The following is a 16,750-nucleotide window of genomic DNA, read 5'->3' on the forward strand; positions in this document are numbered from 1 at the left end:
TTTGCAAAAGTACCAATTAGAATTGATTTTTGATGCTGCAAGATTATTTTATACAGAATATTTATTTTGATTTGCAAATGGGATTTACTAGATAAAGCCACCCAAAAATAGGAGAATCGGATAAGTATATAACAAAATTATTTCTTGCATTATTTCTTAAGGATTTATCTATAGCATTTCTGCTACAATCTTTCCTCTCGGACCTTTTCTGCTAAAATATTTTTTTCAAAAAAACCTTTCTCCCAAAACCTTTTCTCATAGAATATCACCAAGAATCTTGATCAATCAATGATGATACTTTTAGCGTAATGCTTCATTAAACTTTATGCATTTCGGTTTACCTTGAATTCGTGTTTCATATTTGATTTGAGCTTATTTTGATTTATATATACCGCTCCGTGCATCGCAATTACGCTTGATTTCGCTATAAACCACTGATATATCAACTCTGATTATTTTTGCAATAGAAGATTTTGATTCTCTTTCTTGTAACAATACCTCATTTTTACACCTTTGCTCTTGTGAAAGATGTGACATTACAACTTTATTTTTGGCGATTTATCGGGGTAAAATAACTACTTTCCAAGAAACAGAGAGGGAAATTTTATAATTTTCCTCCTGTTTTTATATTTATTTTACCTCGCAATCTAAAAGTTGCATTTGTTAGTTGAATCTAATTATTTATTTTACCTCGCAATCTAAAAGTTGCATTTGTTAATTGAATCTAATGTTACAATTGTTAATTGAATCTAATTTTTAAAAAGAACGCCTGTCATTTTTCTTTTCTAATTTGCGCATGAATTTTTTCATAGACCATAAAACTTTCCGGGATTTTTTCCAATGAAAGGTCGGAGTTAGCAGGTCCATTGACAACTTTTCCATAACAGCTGAACCTGGAACCATGACAGGGACAATCAAAAGTTTTTTCATCATTATTCCAATGCACAACACATTTCAGGTGCGGACAAATAGCATTGTAGGCATGAATTTCACCGAATTCGTCCTTGTAAACCGCTAATCGACTCATTCCATTTCGAATAATTGCACCTTCACCTTTCATAAGAAAGTCTTCGTTTTCAACTTTATCTCCTTTTAAAAAATCACCGTATTGTTTTATGACATTTGCATTTTCTTCAATAAACTCTTTTGTTGATTCTAAATGAATGCGAGAAGGATCGTATATTTTTGCCCAGTCGTTTTTTCTGCCATGAATAAGGTCAGTAATTAAAATGCCGGCTATTGTTCCATGAGTCATTCCATTACCTGAGTCTCCAGTTACAATGTAAATATTTTTGCTATCCATTGGATTTCTTCCAATAAATGCCAAGTAGTCAACAGGTTCTATTACTTGCCCTGACCATTTATATATAATTTCCTCAATTGGAAATCTTTTTAAAGCCCATTTCTTAAGTCTTTGGAATCGGTCAATTACTTGTTCCTCATCCTGCCCGGTTTTATGATCTTCACCACCTATGATTAGTAGATCATATTTATGATCATAGGACTGTAACCTAACGTAATGATATGGATTTGTATGCCATTTTGAATTCTGCTCACCTGTATCCCACCATAATGCTTTTGGTAATGAATTTTTAGGAATTTTTGCACCTATTACATAAGTACGATAAGGAGCCTGCTTGGTGTGAATTGCCACTTTATTATTTACCGGGGAATTTGTTGCTACCACAATTTGTTTTGCCTTTACACGATAACCATGTGAAGTAACAATACCATTTTTATCAATTGTTTTGGCATGAGTTCCTGTAAATATCATTCCTCCAAATGAAATTATTACATCACACAATCCTTTAAGATACTTCATTGGATGGAATTGCGCCTGATCTTTAAATTTAAGACAAGGGCCTTGTTCTGTTGGTATTCCAGGAATATGGTTTATGATTTCAGTATTTATACCAGCTCTTTGCGTTGCTTCATATTCTTCAATTATGGATTCCTCCTTATCTGAGGAATGTAAAAATAAATATCCGTTAAGTCTTTCAAAATCACATGGAATTGCTTCTTCCAATACAATTTTTTCTATCATTTCAATAGCAGCTGTATGACTTTGAGCTGCAAGCCGAGCTCCCTCATGTCCAAAAACCTTTTCAATTTCAAAATATCTGTCATCTAGGGCATTTACAATGTGTGCAGTAGTTCGTCCTGTTTCCCCACTTCCAATATAACCATCTTCAATAATAGCAACTGTTTTCCCTTCTTTAACTAACATATATGCAGTTGTTACACCAGCAATTCCTCCGCCAACTATTACCACATCTACACTTATGTCTTGTTGTAGTTCGGAATAACTAACTGGAACGGAAGAATTTATCCAAAAAGTGTTGTTTTGTCCCGAAGTTATATCACCACTTGCATCAGATAAGTCAAAATTATTTTCATTGTTATTTATAATGGTCATTGTTTTTTATAAGTGTTAGTGTGAGTTATTATTTTTTGAGTTATTCGGTTTGTTTGTATTGTTTTTTAAAATACTTTTAGTGGAATTAATGTTTGGGTTTCGTAAGTTGGGCTTAGGCATGTTTGGATTGTTTTTTCTTTTATTGTCCTCCCTAAAAAACAAATAAAGCGCAACTAATAAGGCTATTCCAAGTATGAAATAAATTGGCCATGTTGGTATAATTAAAAATACAACAACAACCCATGCAATTAGGATTATTATTATTAGAATCAGAAAAATTCTTCTTGCTGTTCCCACTATGTTTTTTTTGTTTTAATAGTTAATAAAATATCCTGCCAGTTTTATTGAAGTTGATAAAACAGACCATTCAGCCTCGAAATCTTGTTAAGAATGAAAATATTGAATGGGAATTTTAATGTTATTCGAATTTCTGAACTTAAAATATTGTGATTTTTTGTAGAAGGTTTTCTACAAACTGAGAAAATTCCCACTCTATTCCAGAAGGTTTTTTACTGTTTTAATAAGCAATTGCGGAGAAAAAGGTTTTAACAGGCAGGCATCAGCCTGGGTAATAGTTGCTTGTAATATTTCTTTTTCCATTCCACTTAGAATAATTACAGGAACAGGTTTTTTATACAAATGATTTTTAACGTGGTCAATTATTTCAAATCCTCCTGAGAAAGGAAGCATAATGTCTGTTATTACTAAATCAAAATCATCATCATTAAATTTATGGATGGCTTTTTTTACGGTTTGTACAGCACTTACTTTATAGTTTTCAAGTTCAAGAAAGCTTACTATTGATTGTCGAATAAAAGGCTCATCCTCAATGACTAAAATATTTTTTATTTTCCCCATTAAATTATAATATTTACACTGGTTCCTAATATATAATGAGTGGCAGGTACATTAATGTTTTGAATGGTGCGCAACATATAATAGACCGAAATACTGGTGTATTTATTAAATGAATAATCCATCCCTAATTTAAATCTTTGCTGAACCCATTTTGTATCGGGAAATTCATCCATAGTATTAAAAAATTCAACTGCAGCGTATGGAGTCCATTGCTTATTTAATTCAACATTAGCCTGAATTTTATGTCTTAAAAATTGTTGTGGAATCCTTCCATTTTCTGATGAAAACATATCCTTATAATTCATCTGGTATCTCAACCTATAACTTAATTCTATTGGCTTCCATTCATTTTTTAAAATCAAATCAGTTACTAACCTGTGTCTTGAGCTAAATGCAAAGTCTCTTTGAACATTTTGGCTGTTTCGGTAACTCATTCCTATTCTCAAATGCTTATTGAATTTATAGGCAATACCAACATCAATAAATCCTTTCTGAACTTCTGTGGCGTTGTTTCTAAGCCTTATTTCCTGCCTAATATTTATACTTGTTCCAGGGGCTATTTCTTTCTTTAATTTCAATCCAGACCAAATAAGAAAGTCTTGTGTGTTTTGACTTTTTACTTGATCTGGCCCCAACCAAAAAAACAAGAGCAAAATGAGAATTATTACTGTTTCTTTTTTCATCAATGTTTATGTTTTAAGTAACACATCTTAATTTTGTAAAGAAGATTGTGACGCTGCTTTTATACTTGTTTTTTCCACCAAAACTTTTTGCTGTTTAGTATCCAAATAATATATTTTTACACTTGCACTATCTTTCATGAAATTGATTTTACTAATTGAAATTCTGTGGATATTAAGTCCAGTTCTTGCTTTTAAGTCTTCAATTAATAGGGCATGATTTTCTGGTTTTATCATTTCTATGTTTTCATACTGCACCTTTTGCGTATTCTCATTTTTCATAAATAGATTCCCATCAAGAAAATAAGCGCAAGTCAATATAATTGAATTGATTAAAATAGTTTCGAAATATGTTCCTTTGGCAACAGCACTAATTAGTCCTATTGCAATAACAATAAACAAATAGGTCATATCCTTTGCTGAAATATTGACAGTACGATATCTTAACAAAGAAAAAACAGCGAATAGTCCGAAGGCAGCTCCCATAGAAAGTTCAACCTTATTTAACAGATAGGTAATGATAAATATCACCACATTAAAAAGAAAGTAGGTGAAAAAATAATCTTTTTTCTTATAAATGGGATAGTAAATTAGCCTGATGAGTATTAGTACAGAAAGGAAATTAATTGCTAACCGTAAAAAAAATTTTGCTCCTATTTTGTCAAATAGTTCAAAATTTGGAAATACATCATTGGTTTGAGTAATAACTTCAAGAAGTAACATACATTATTTTTTTTAAGGTTAATAATTTGGGTTTGAATAGGTTTTGTTTTATTTTGGGGAATAATTGTGTAATTCCAAAACAATATTTGCTTATTGATATTTTTCTTATTTTGTTTTTATTCATTACTTGATGAAAAAATGATTTAATAGAATTACCGTCTTGTTTCAATTCAGCAATTACCAGGAATTCAAATGTTTTTTCACCCTGCTCATTTTTCATTGTTAAATCAATATCAAGGGTTACTCTTTCAGTTAAATCGTTATTGACTAATGTAATGCGAGAATAGTTTATCCAGCAGACGGGCTTAAGACTTTCAGCCTTGATATTTGCAATAGATCGTAGAAATTTTTTAGCAGCTTTGCTTAAAGACTGTTCAATACTTTCTAGCTTAATTCTGTTTTTTATTGTTCTGGATTTATTGTTTTTAAACTTGATTTCAAAAAAATTCAGATTTGACTCAACATATTTTCTACATCTTATTTTATACCGGTTTGATTTTCCATTGTGATGATTCAGGTATAAATCATATTTTTCCGTATCAAAATACAGTGTCTCGTAATTTGAGATTCTGTTATTCATAATTTCCAAAACTTTATAATTTTCTTTTAAATTTTGAAGAACTATTTTCAATTTATCCAAATGAAAAACAAATTTTATATCAGTTCTATTCATTAACTTGACATTGTCCATTTCATTTAAATTTAAAGACCTGAAATCCTTTAATTCTTGCATAATTTGTTCAAAGAGGACTGAATCATTTGTCATAATCGAGCGGGTTTGCATATAGTTAAGTGCCTTTTCATTATATACCTTTCCTTTTTCTAAAGCTCTATTTACATGGATTTATACTAACTTTTTTACTTGCTTTAATTATTATCAAGCTTAAATTTATTAAATTTTACCAGCTATACTTTTCTTTTCAATTGTAGATGTTTTTTATCATCAATTGTATATTTGCATTACCATTTCTTCCTTTTTAAAAGCATCAAAAGACATACTAATTAAAAATAACTAAGTTGTTTAATTGTAAAATTTGATCTCTACTATTAATTTCTGCTTTATGCTTTACCATAATAGTTCCTGATGGTGATAATTGGGCAGAATCTTTAGAATAGGTATAAATTTCATATTTGCCTTTTCTTAGGTTTTTGAATTCAAATGATCCATCGTAACTTGTTCTTATTCTCTCGCTGTAGGATACTTCATTTCCGCATTTTAAATATACAGTCTCATCCTGAGCACCATACTCTCCTTTTAGTTCAGTGAAACTTGCATTGTAATTTTTCACCCAAATTTTTCCTCTAATTGAAGCGCTTCCGCCTTTATTTGCTGGCTGATAAATTATTAAATCATTTATTTCAACATTTTGCTTTTTATCGCTTATTTCGAAATTTCGTAAAACTGGGGTTTTAGGTGAAGATGAAACTTTGGAAGTATCCATCCCATAGGCAAAAATTTTATAATTTCCTTTTCTTAAGTATTTGAATTCAAATGAACCATCATGATTTGTCCTTATATCATCACCAAAGCCATCTTGCTCATTATCATAAACCAAAAAGACCCTTTCTTCAGGTTCAACATCCTCTTGAGAAACAATAAATTCGGGGGAATGGTAATTTCCTGCATACAATTTACCTTTTACAATTGCTTTTCCACCTGTTCCTGCCTCTTTTTTGCAGGATGTGAAAATTATGAGGGCAATAGAAAATAGTATAAATAGTGTAAATTTTTTTTTCATTGTTATTATTTTATAAACAATTAATTAAATAGTTTAAATCAGGAATAATTATCAAAAGACCTTGCCATAATAATTAAATATAAAAGTGCTGGAAGATGGCTTGTTAAGCTATTGGTTAACAAGCAATTTTTATATATTGATTTATTAATCTTGGCAATTAATGAAATTCAATGAGAAAAATTTTCTACATTATGTGAAATATATTCAGGTGAGTGCGAAAATAATATGGCCATCTTGAAAAAATATTTTCAAGACGGCCAAAATTTAAAAAATCAAGGAATTTTATATATCCCTTTGCGCATTATTTTCGCTGTTTCCTTCTGTGTCAAAGGCATCTCCTTCCAAAACTCCTTTTTCACTATCCTTTAATTGTTCTTCAATACTCTCCACTTTTTCAAGTTGGGTTCTTAGTCTGGGTAGTGTATTCAGAGCAAATTCTCTAATTTCAGGAATATCAGTTTCACGGGCAAGACTTTCAAAATCATTTATTTTGTCCTGATAGTTACTTTTTATTTCATCTACATATTCCTTGTCGAAATCAATGCCTTCATTATCAGTTACACTGTTTATTTTGTCTTGGTGATCATCTGACATAGTTCCAGGTAATACGACTGGTTCTTTTTGAGCAAGGGCCTCGAGTTCACTTTGAATTTCACGGTGTTCTGTTGCAATATCCTTTGCAAATTGCTGAACTTCAGGAGTAACAGCTTTTTCTTCTGCTATCCTTGATAATTCCATATTCATCATGTTCATACTTGCTGTTTCAGTTAGTATTTCAGCTGTCTTATCATCCATTATTCTTTCCTCTGTTCTTTCTTGTGCTTTTTCTACCGGGTCCTCATTTTTTGTTCCCGTTTCACATGCTATATTTAGCATTAAACCAAAAGCGCATAGTCCTATAAAAAATTTTGTTTTCATTTTTTTAAGTTTTAATGTTTGTGGTTTTATCTTGTCCAATATCTGTGCTATCCAAAAAGCATTTTCTTTTGAATACTTTCCATTGCTTATAATTTGAATTTTAAGTCATTCATTTATAATAATATACCTTGTTTTAATTTTTATTTTAACTGATTATTTCGTGGTTTTTTTTCATCGGATGTTTGCTTAACTGATCCATTTTGGGAAACTTATATCCAAATTGATTTTGTTTTTGAGTACTTTAAAAAATCAAAGGATTTTGAAACTTAGTTTATTCCTTTTTTTGAGTAATTCACTGGAAAAATGGCTTTTTAGCAATAATCTTACAAAAGCAATGTTTTTTTAGTTTTAGTATATTACTTTTATCTGAAATTAATCAAGATGAGCATTACCCTTCAGGAAATAAAAGAATCCTTCACAAGTAATTTCAGTTTTTATCTTGATTCTTTTTTTTATCTTTTAAAAAACCCCAGTTGGGATAATCCCTTTTACATTATTCTTTGTATCTATTTCATAACATTTTCTCTTGAAGTAATTCTGCCAAAAAAAGAAAAGTATCCCCTATTGGAGCGCAAAGGATTTAAACTTGATATTTTTTATCTGTTTTTTATTGATTTTTTGTTAATGGCCATTGGATTTTATGCAATGGTTAGTGTTGTTGAGAAAATATTTTTAGGTTCTCTTTTGTTCTTTGGAATAAGTACTCCAATATTGAATATCGAAGTTCTTCCGGAACTTGTTCAATTTTTGATCTTTTTTATTCTTGTAGATTTTGTCCAATTTCTGGGGCATTACCTTCTTCACAGAATTGATTTTTTATGGGAATTTCATAAGATTCACCATGCACAGGAACAACTTGGTTTTGCTTCAACCCGGCATTTTCATTGGTTTGAATATATTGTGTTTAAGCCTCTTTTATATATTCCTTTTGGTTTACTTGGATTTGGGGTTAAATATTATGTTGTTTATTATTTATGGATCGGCTTGTTTTTTACTTTTTTATCGCATTGCAATGTTAAAATTAATTGGGGATTTTCGAATTATATCTTTATTAATCCAGATACTCATTTTTGGCATCATTCAAAAAATGGACCTGGGAAATTCGGGGTTAATTTCGCCTCTGTTTTAAATGTTTGGGATTTGCTTTTCGGTACCTTTTATTTACCTGAAAATAAAAAGCCACAACTGGGTGTACATGATATTAAAGAAATCCCAAATGGTTTTTTGGGACAAATGATTCATCCATTTAAATCTGTTTTCAGGAAAAAGCCCCAAACTCCTCAAAGTGAAATTGTAAGTACAACTATGATGAACAAAGAAAAAATAAAAAAATCAATCAAAAAGGGCACAATTAAAAAGTAGGATTTTCTTATCCTTTTGGAATAATTTTAAAGGTTGGTTAACTCTATTATCTCCTATTCCCCTTAATTATTGCATTAAATGTTTGTTAGCATTAATTCTTAGGGCAACCCGAAACGACCTGACAATAATTCAAAATCCCGTTCACGGCAGACAATTATTTCGACAAATATTTGGTCAGTTCAGATCTATATCGTAATATTGCAATATAATTATACAAAATGGGTGCAACAAAGACCGAACATTTTACCGACAAACAAAATTCCATTGCGACACTTATCAAAGCTCTCGGACATCCTGCAAGGATTGCTATCGTAGAGTATTTAATGAAAGTGGATGCTTGTATTTGTGGCGACATTGTAAACGAACTTCCTCTTTCACAGCCGACAGTTTCGCAGCACTTGAAAGAACTCAAGACGGCTGGACTGATTAAAGGAAGTGTCGAGGGCAATTCAATTTGTTACTGCATAGACGAGAATGCAATCGGTAAACTTCAAGACTACTTCGCAAACATTTCAGACAAATTAGAAAAAAAGAAAGATAATTGTTGCTAATTTAAAATTAAACAAAATGAAACTATCTCAATTCAAAAAACATCTTGCCACTATTTCGGCTGTAAACTTTGTTCAGCCCAACGGGACTTTTGTTCCCCGACACTTCCACGTCACCGAAGCGGGTTTAACAACCAAACATTTCATTGACTGCGGTGGGACAGTGAGAACTGAAAAGACCATTAACTTTCAAGTTTGGGTTGCACAAGACTTTAATCACCGACTTGAACCTAACAAACTTCAAAAAATCATTTCATTATCTGAAAACCTTTTCGGCAACGAAGACTTGGAAGTTGAAGTGGAATATCAAACGGAAACCATTGGCAGGTATGGCTTAGACACAAACGGAGAAAACTTTATGCTAACTGCAAAAGCAACCGACTGTTTGGCAAAAGACAACTGCGGAGTTCCCGAAGCAAAACATAAATTAGAATTATCAGAACTGCCAACCGAAAAATCCTGTTGCTCTCCTGGCGGAGGGTGCTGTTAATATATGAAAGCGTTTATCATCAAATATAAAAAGCCAATCATCATCACAACTTCCATAACAGTTTTGCAACTCATTTTCGGCTTTGACCCAAAGTTTTGCATCATCAACATTGTTTGGCTGTTTGTATAAAATTAAACTATGACACAGACAAAAGTGTTATTTCTCTGCATACACAATTCGGCACGAAGCCAAATGGCAGAAGCGTATCTGAAAAAATTCGGTGGCGACAAGTTCTTAGTAGAAAGTGCAGGACTTGAAGCGGGTAAACTCAATCCACTAGCAGTAGAAGTTTTCGAAAGAGGACGGAATTGACATTTCAAACAACCAGACAAAAGACGTGTTCGACTTTTTCAAAGAAGGGCGACTGTATCAATATGTGGTGACCGTTTGCGATGAAGCAAGTGCAGCTCGTTGCCCAATCTTTCCCGGACTACACAAAAAAATTAATTGGAGTTTTGCAGACCCTTCCGCATTGACAGGCACACACGAAGAAAAACTTGCAGCGACAAGAGTCGTTCGTGACAAAATTAAAAATGCGGTTCAGACTTTCATAAAAGAGTTAAATTAACCAGACAGAAAAAAGAGCTACTGCTAACAGTAGTTAAAATTAACCAAACTTCTATTTTTTATTTTTCAAAAATTCGTTTTTGATTTTCCTCCTGTTTTCCAAATCTTGTTTTCCTATTTATTGTAATTAATTGTAACCTTCTTGTGGAATAAAATCAGCATCTTTTTTATAAGATTCCATTTTTTAATAAAACCATTGAAGCAAAAGCATATAATTTAAGTTAGGCAAGAAATTTTCATTCTACATAATTCAAATAATACATTTTTAGAATGGAAATATTAAGAACATCAAATTTATTATTTCTTACAGGCGAAGGCAAATCAGAAGTTTTTTCAGGTGTATATTATAATGGCACAATGTATTACGACTTTGCAAATGTGAAATTTATAAATAATTCTGGAATTGCAGATCTTATTGACCTGGTAAAGTTGTGGATGGAAATGGGAACAGATGTGAAATTTATTCATGTTAATGAAGAGATTCAAAAGAAATTTAAGGATTCTGGGCTCGATCAAATAATTTGTTGTGAATAATTTATCTGAACAATTCATATTTTGAAAACATACTATTTCAGCAGATTTGAAAATCGAAAACCTTACCCTGAAATTAAGAACAATAAATACAGGACGTTTTTCTTTCAATTTTTTGCAATTCTAACAATAGGATTTGGTTTGACTTATTTGAATTGGAGATGGCAATACTCCCTTAATTATGATGCGCTTTGGTTTGCATTACCACTTGTTGTTGCCGAAACCTTGAGTTTTGTTGGTACTTGTCTTATTATTTATAATATGTGGTCAAACAAAGATCCAATAAAGCATGCTCCTGTTCATTTTTTATCTGAAATTGAAGACTTACATGGCCGTTTAGATAGACCTGTTAAAATTGATGTACATATAGCAACTTATAATGAGGAAGTTGAAATTGTCCGATACAGCATCAGAGATGCCAAAAATATGGTTTATCCTTTTGCTGATGTGCCTATTAACATTTATATACTTGATGATGGAAGACGTGATGGCAGGAATGCTAATCAGGAAAACATGAAAAAAGTTGCAGAAGAGGAGGGGGCCGGATACATAATAAGAGATAATAATGAGGGTTATAAAGCAGGTAATTTAAAGAATGGACTTGAAAAGACAAATGGAGATATTTTCGTTATTCTTGATGCTGATACACGTCCATTTCCTGATTTTTTGGTGAATACCATAGGATATTTCCGGAATAAAAAAGTTGCATGGGTACAAACCCCACAGTGGTTTTATGATACCACTCCTGGAAAAAATATTAGTACTGTACTTGCTCAAAAATTTGGAAAAACAGGAGCATTTTTAGGCAAGGTGTCTGATAAATTATTTGGTAAAATTAAAACAGGAGAAGATATTTTTGGGAATGATCCTCGAATGTTTTATGATGTTTTACTTAGAAGAAGAAATAATTACAATGCTGCATTTTGTTGTGGTGCAGGTTCTATCCATAGACGAGAGGCAGTTATGAGCCTTGCCGTAAGCGGATATGGTGAGGAGGTAAATCAAGGGATTAAAAATGTTCTGAAAAAAAACAAAATTATTGCAAAACAGGAATACAGAGAACATAAAAAATCTTTAATTATAGAAAAACATCTTATCCCTTTTAAGTTCCATGCTTCAGAGGATATTTATACCTCAATGATGTTGCATGCAGACCGTAAAAATGATTGGCAAAGTATTCAGCATCATAAGGTAGAATGTAAAATGTTGTCTCCTCAGGATATCGATACAAGTGTGAAACAAAGAACCAGGTATGCTGCAGGGTCACTGGATATTGCTTTTAAAGATAATCCTTTAGTTTTTAAAGGATTAACGATTTGGCAACGATTGGCATATTTTTCTACAATTTGGTCATATATTTCTCCAACATGGATTATTGTTTTTTTATTGAGTCCCATAGTGTTTTTTTTCACCCAAGCATTACCTGTAGCTGCCTATAGTTTTGATTTTTTTAAATTTTTTATACCTTTTCAAATTCTCAATACAATTTCTATGTCAATTGCATGCTGGGGCATTAATAATTCCAGAGGCGATCAGTATTATATATCTTGTTTTTGGTTAATGTTACTTGCTTTATATTCAGCAATTCGTGGAGAAAATGTGAAATTTAACGTAACCCCAAAAATAAGGCAAGGAGCAAATCAATATATAAAGCATATATGGCCTCATATTGCTATAATTTTGCTCACTTTGCTTGGCATTTTTTATAATGTATTTCTTTTGGGTATTGACGCTCATCCTACAGCTTCTGGCTTTGTTTCCAATGCTTTTTGGGGAATGTTTAATATCTACAATTTAAGCATAATGATAAGAGCGGCTTTTTGGACTGAAAAAGAAGCCGAATTGGAAAGCGGAACAATTTTAGAAAACAAAATTGAAAATTCAGTTGTTTCTAATGTCTCTATGGATTGATTTTGTTACTTAATTTAAAAATTATACTATGTCTGGGGAAAGTCAGGAAAAGCAAAATCAGATGAAGTTCCTTTTTAAACCCTTGTTTTTTATTTTTGCACTACTTACTGTAACTTATATAGTTCTTTATGTAGAAAAATTGAAACCTTCCGATTTAAAGCCTTTCGGAGATTTATTTGTAAAGGATGATGTAATACTTAAATCTCAAAGATATCCTATTAAATCTGCCTCTGGTTACCTTACCAGAGAAGAATTTATTTACGCGAATATTGCATGGAAATATTTTGAAAATAATTACGATCAAAAGACAGGTTTTGTAAATGGAAAAGATACCAGCTCAATATTTACTATTAAAGATCTTACCAGTTATTTGATGGGTATGTTCTGCGCCCTTGAAATTGGAATTGTGGATTCAACAGAAGTGGATAGTAGGATGAATAAACTGTTTATATCTCTTGATAAAATACCACTTTATGAAAATAAACTTCCAAATAAAAAATATAACACAGGATCATTAAAAATGCTTGATGAAAATGGAAATACCTCTGAAAATGGATTTGGTTGGTCGGCTCTTGATATAGGAAGGTTTTTTAATTTTGTAAATAAAGTAAATCTACAATATCCACAATACCAGCCAAAAATCAGAAAAATTATTAAACGGTGGAAAATGCATGAAATGATTGAAAATGGAAACCTTAAAGGAATGGTTTTCCAGAGCAACAAAAGAAAATATAAATTAATCCAGGAGGGTCGCTTAGGATATGAGGAGTATTGTGGCAAAGCTTTATATAAATCAGGCTTTGATGTTACCGAAGCCATTAGCTACAGGGACTTTATAAAGTTCATTGACATTTATGGATACAGGATAGCAGCAGACACCAGGGAAGTAAGAAAAAAAAATTCACACAACTATGTACTTAGTGATCCCTATTATTTAGATGGATTAGAAAACGGCTGGGACATAAATTCCCGGGAACTTGCATTTAGGGTTTTTATGGTGCAAAAAGCAAGATATATTGATACAGGAATTTTAACAGCAACAGGAGAAGATTATACAGATAATACTGCTAATTATGTTTATAACTCTATTTATGCGGATTTTAGAACCTGGACCTGCTATGATGAAATGGGTAAGAAAAGGAACGATTTAAAAATGCTTAGCACAAAAACTTCTTTTGCATGGTATGTTTTATATGAGGATGAATATGCAAATTTATTGTTTAACAATGTTAAGGATTTATATGATCCTCAGAGAGGATGGTATTCGGGAAGGTACGAAGTTTCGGGAAAAATAAACAAATCCATTTCTGCTTCTACCAATGCAATAGTATTGGAAGCATTAAATTATAAAATGAACGGAACTATTATTCAGTTTTAAATAAAAGTAAATGTTTTTGCACATTTTGTGCAAAGGCTTTCTCAAATGTAATTTAATTCAAGCATTTTTTATTTGAAAAAAAATGGCCGGATTTTTCATTCTCTTATTGAGATCAATGAAAACACAATGAAAAAAAGCCTGATTATTTTCACTATACTTATCCCATTAATTGTAATGGTAATTGCATTTAATTGTAGAAATAAAAAACCTGATTCGATCAAGAATATAAATCCATTTAAATATGCTGCTCTAAGTGTAGAAACCTTTCATATAAAGGATAAAGGATGGGGATTTGATATTTATGTAAATGGCAAAGCATTTATTCATCATGAAAAACCCCAGTTAAGTTCTCTTGAGGGATATGCAAATGAACAAGATGCTGTAAAAGTTTCAAAACTTGTAATAAGCAAAATCAGATCAAACAAGTTACCACCTGTTATTTCCTTTTATGAATTAGATAGTTTAGACATTAGGTATAAATAAAGAATAAAACAAAGAAATATAAAGGGTTAGGAATAAGTATTTTCTATAGCTGTTGCTAGTATACTAATAATTTGAAGATAATTGCAATAATTGAATTTAGGATGAACTAATGAAAGAGGAATTTACTAACAATGTCCCAACGATATTTTTTTTTAAAAAAAATTTAATTCGAACTATCTATTTAAAATTTTCTGTCTTAATATCATGCCTAGCAATTTTATAGTTGCCATCTTCCTTAATAATGGAAAATTTTTCAATTGAAGTGACTCTTGCATACTTAATTTTATAAGTAAGGTTCAATTTAACCTGTTCGGCAAATTCAGCTGTTTGTTCCGCTTCAATTAGCTCATAGGATTTTAAAATCCCCATTGCATTTCTTAGCATTTTTAATTTTTCGGTTCTATCTTCTAATGATTCACCCGAATTTAAAGAAACAGTGTATAAATTCGAAACATTTTCATATTCTTCTAATTTAATAAAATTAATAAGAGTTTCAACGGCCTGTTCAGCCTTGGGTTGATCTATATTTTCTGTTTCACAAGCAACAATTGAAAAGGCAATTAAAATAACAACAAGTAATTTTTTCATAGGAACAAGAGTTGAATATGTTAGATAAAATGTAATTAATCTGAATTTAATAAAAAATTATTAAACTTTAATGAACCAATTACACGCAATGTATTTTAAATCTAATCCTGGTTCTGTTTTAGAATAATGTTTTCTTCCTGGGAATGTTTTCTATCCAATAAAAATGGACCGAATGGAACCAGAGAAGCCAAAACAGCTAAAATTCCTTTTAACAAAGACCATTTATTAGCAAAAAAAACATGGGTTAAAGCAGCAAGATACAAAACGAACAAAATTCCATGAATCCATCCCGTATACTTTACTGCTAAAGGTATATCAGCATAATATTTTAGGGGCATGGCAATAAAAAGGAGCAGCAGAAAGGAGATACCCTCCAGTAGGGCAATCAAACGAAACCTGCCAATTGAAGTATTTGAAAATTCAAATTTCATGCATTCCATATTTTTACTTTTATTTATAACTAATAGGTATTTAAAATAGAAGATTCTATTTTAAATTACCATTAATTAAAGAGGATTGTGTAAAGTTAATGTTTTTAGAAAGGAAACGAAAAAACCGAAAATGTATTTAAAGAGAAATTAAAGCATTTCTTGGGCTGTCACCTTAACTTATAATAGAGTTGAGAATTGAGTTTGTTATATTTTTCCTTCTTTAAACCTTTTTGATAAAGGGTTTATCCAACCAATTTTAAATATTTCACTTTTCTTTTGCTATTCATTTGGGTAAGTCATCTGACTTTGTTTTGCCCATCTCCTTTGTTTTCAGCGTAATAATCTTATCCTCTTTTCTGTTTTTTTCTGTTTTTATAACAGAATTTTCAATGGATCCGATTTTACCTATGTAGTTTTCCTTTTTCATTATTACAGCAGTTGTAATAAAAAGTACTATTAAAATGAATCCTAGAATTAAAATAATTGCTTCCATGGATAAATTTATTTGTGCTATTTCACCTGAAATTTTAGAATAACTTTTGTCCTGATATATAAACATCCGATTGATTTTAAGTTGAATAGCTAATGTGTATTTTTAATTTACAGGATACTAATAAGGTTAATGAAGGATAGTTTAAAATAATTTGTCAAATATACTTTTGCCAACAGTAATCTTGAATTTTTCCCCTGAAATGTTATATTTTGATCGCAACTTATTTGTAAAAATTGAAAAATCAGAGATAATATCCTTCAGAATTAGTTCGTCTAATTGACCATCGTAATTTTCGATTTCAAATCTGATTAATTTTTTAAAGGAGTGATTATTTTCCTTATCCATAATTGCATTTTTTTTAATTGTTGTTACAAATTCAGTACTAAAAACAAAAATTCATATTAAATGCTTGTTTTGGAAGGCCAAAGAGTTCTAATGGTGGAAAAATATCCGCAAGTAGTGGAATTTATTCCGCACAAATTTTAACTCTTGAATTTTCTATTTCTACTTAAAATGAAATTTAATCATCACTAAATCAATTTATTAGCGATAATTGCAAGGTTTTTATTACATGGGAATGGATATTGACCTTCCCTATTTTGAATTGCTAAACCTCATATTGCAAAAATCATCA

General features: G+C 31.0%; 18 protein-coding genes and 1 pseudogene. 8 read left to right on the top strand and 11 right to left on the bottom strand.

Annotated elements, in window-relative coordinates; translation table 11 throughout:
* Positions 1-772: 772 nt before the first annotated feature.
* The 7 genes from H0V01_05760 to H0V01_05790 all read right to left on the bottom strand — a co-directional run bounded on the left by H0V01_05760 (position 773) and on the right by H0V01_05790 (position 7,334).
* Positions 773-2,416, bottom strand: coding sequence for an FAD-dependent oxidoreductase (locus H0V01_05760; protein ID MBA2582878.1), 1,644 nt, complete (start codon positions 2,414-2,416; stop codon positions 773-775).
* A gap of 492 nt (positions 2,417-2,908) precedes the next feature.
* Positions 2,909-3,274, bottom strand: a complete 366-nt coding sequence (locus H0V01_05765) for a response regulator (GenBank protein MBA2582879.1) — start codon at positions 3,272-3,274, stop codon at positions 2,909-2,911.
* Complete coding sequence (locus tag H0V01_05770) at positions 3,274-3,957, bottom strand: DUF2490 domain-containing protein (protein ID MBA2582880.1); 684 nt, start codon at positions 3,955-3,957, stop codon at positions 3,274-3,276. Before H0V01_05770 ends, H0V01_05765 begins: the two co-directional genes overlap by 1 nt.
* Before the next feature lie 27 nt (positions 3,958-3,984).
* A complete protein-coding gene (locus H0V01_05775) occupies positions 3,985-4,677 on the bottom strand; it encodes a DUF4956 domain-containing protein (GenBank protein MBA2582881.1) in 693 nt (230 codons plus the stop codon).
* Complete coding sequence (locus tag H0V01_05780; protein MBA2582882.1) at positions 4,664-5,443, bottom strand: polyphosphate polymerase domain-containing protein; 780 nt, start codon at positions 5,441-5,443, stop codon at positions 4,664-4,666. Before H0V01_05780 ends, H0V01_05775 begins: the two co-directional genes overlap by 14 nt.
* Before the next feature lie 232 nt (positions 5,444-5,675).
* Complete coding sequence (locus H0V01_05785) at positions 5,676-6,416, bottom strand: hypothetical protein (protein ID MBA2582883.1); 741 nt, start codon at positions 6,414-6,416, stop codon at positions 5,676-5,678.
* A 282-nt stretch (positions 6,417-6,698) separates the two neighbouring features.
* Positions 6,699-7,334: a DUF4142 domain-containing protein gene (locus tag H0V01_05790; GenBank protein ID MBA2582884.1), complete on the bottom strand. Its 636-nt coding sequence runs from the start codon at positions 7,332-7,334 to the stop codon at positions 6,699-6,701.
* 381 nt (positions 7,335-7,715) lie between these two features.
* On the opposite strand from H0V01_05790, the gene H0V01_05795 reads away from it, so the two are divergent.
* The 8 genes and pseudogenes from H0V01_05795 to H0V01_05830 all read left to right on the top strand — a co-directional run bounded on the left by H0V01_05795 (position 7,716) and on the right by H0V01_05830 (position 14,604).
* Positions 7,716-8,696 (top strand): sterol desaturase family protein, encoded by a 981-nt coding sequence (locus tag H0V01_05795; protein MBA2582885.1) that lies wholly within the window; start codon positions 7,716-7,718, stop codon positions 8,694-8,696.
* Between the two features lie 218 nt (positions 8,697-8,914).
* Positions 8,915-9,247, top strand: a complete 333-nt coding sequence (locus H0V01_05800; GenBank protein ID MBA2582886.1) for a winged helix-turn-helix transcriptional regulator — start codon at positions 8,915-8,917, stop codon at positions 9,245-9,247.
* A 16-nt stretch (positions 9,248-9,263) separates the two neighbouring features.
* The gene (locus tag H0V01_05805; protein ID MBA2582887.1) at positions 9,264-9,734 is read left to right on the top strand and encodes a hypothetical protein; all 471 of its coding nucleotides are present in this window, start codon (positions 9,264-9,266) and stop codon (positions 9,732-9,734) included.
* 138 nt (positions 9,735-9,872) lie between these two features.
* Positions 9,873-10,302, top strand: a pseudogene (locus tag H0V01_05810) (arsenate reductase ArsC).
* A 269-nt stretch (positions 10,303-10,571) separates the two neighbouring features.
* Positions 10,572-10,835 (top strand): STAS domain-containing protein, encoded by a 264-nt coding sequence (locus tag H0V01_05815; protein ID MBA2582888.1) that lies wholly within the window; start codon positions 10,572-10,574, stop codon positions 10,833-10,835.
* 21 nt (positions 10,836-10,856) lie between these two features.
* The gene (locus tag H0V01_05820) at positions 10,857-12,743 is read left to right on the top strand and encodes a glycosyltransferase (protein MBA2582889.1); all 1,887 of its coding nucleotides are present in this window, start codon (positions 10,857-10,859) and stop codon (positions 12,741-12,743) included.
* Positions 12,744-12,771: 28 nt separating this feature from the next.
* Positions 12,772-14,121 (top strand): DUF3131 domain-containing protein, encoded by a 1,350-nt coding sequence (locus H0V01_05825; protein MBA2582890.1) that lies wholly within the window; start codon positions 12,772-12,774, stop codon positions 14,119-14,121.
* Between the two features lie 126 nt (positions 14,122-14,247).
* Positions 14,248-14,604 (top strand): DUF4907 domain-containing protein, encoded by a 357-nt coding sequence (locus tag H0V01_05830; protein ID MBA2582891.1) that lies wholly within the window; start codon positions 14,248-14,250, stop codon positions 14,602-14,604.
* A gap of 177 nt (positions 14,605-14,781) precedes the next feature.
* Here the strand turns inward: H0V01_05830 and H0V01_05835 are convergent, their stop codons facing one another.
* The 4 genes from H0V01_05835 to H0V01_05850 form a co-directional block, all read right to left on the bottom strand.
* Entirely contained in the window at positions 14,782-15,192 is a 411-nt protein-coding gene (locus H0V01_05835; protein ID MBA2582892.1) for a hypothetical protein, read from the bottom strand.
* Positions 15,193-15,293: 101 nt separating this feature from the next.
* A complete protein-coding gene (locus tag H0V01_05840) occupies positions 15,294-15,623 on the bottom strand; it encodes a DUF3817 domain-containing protein (protein ID MBA2582893.1) in 330 nt (109 codons plus the stop codon).
* Positions 15,624-15,906: 283 nt separating this feature from the next.
* Positions 15,907-16,182 (bottom strand): hypothetical protein, encoded by a 276-nt coding sequence (locus tag H0V01_05845; GenBank protein MBA2582894.1) that lies wholly within the window; start codon positions 16,180-16,182, stop codon positions 15,907-15,909.
* 75 nt (positions 16,183-16,257) lie between these two features.
* On the bottom strand, positions 16,258-16,461 hold the full coding sequence (locus tag H0V01_05850; protein MBA2582895.1) for a hypothetical protein: 204 nt from the start codon (positions 16,459-16,461) through the stop codon (positions 16,258-16,260).
* Positions 16,462-16,750: the final 289 nt, after the last annotated feature.

The organism is Bacteroidota bacterium (assembly GCA_013696965.1).
Classification (GTDB): domain Bacteria; phylum Bacteroidota; class Bacteroidia; order JACCXN01; family JACCXN01; genus JACCXN01.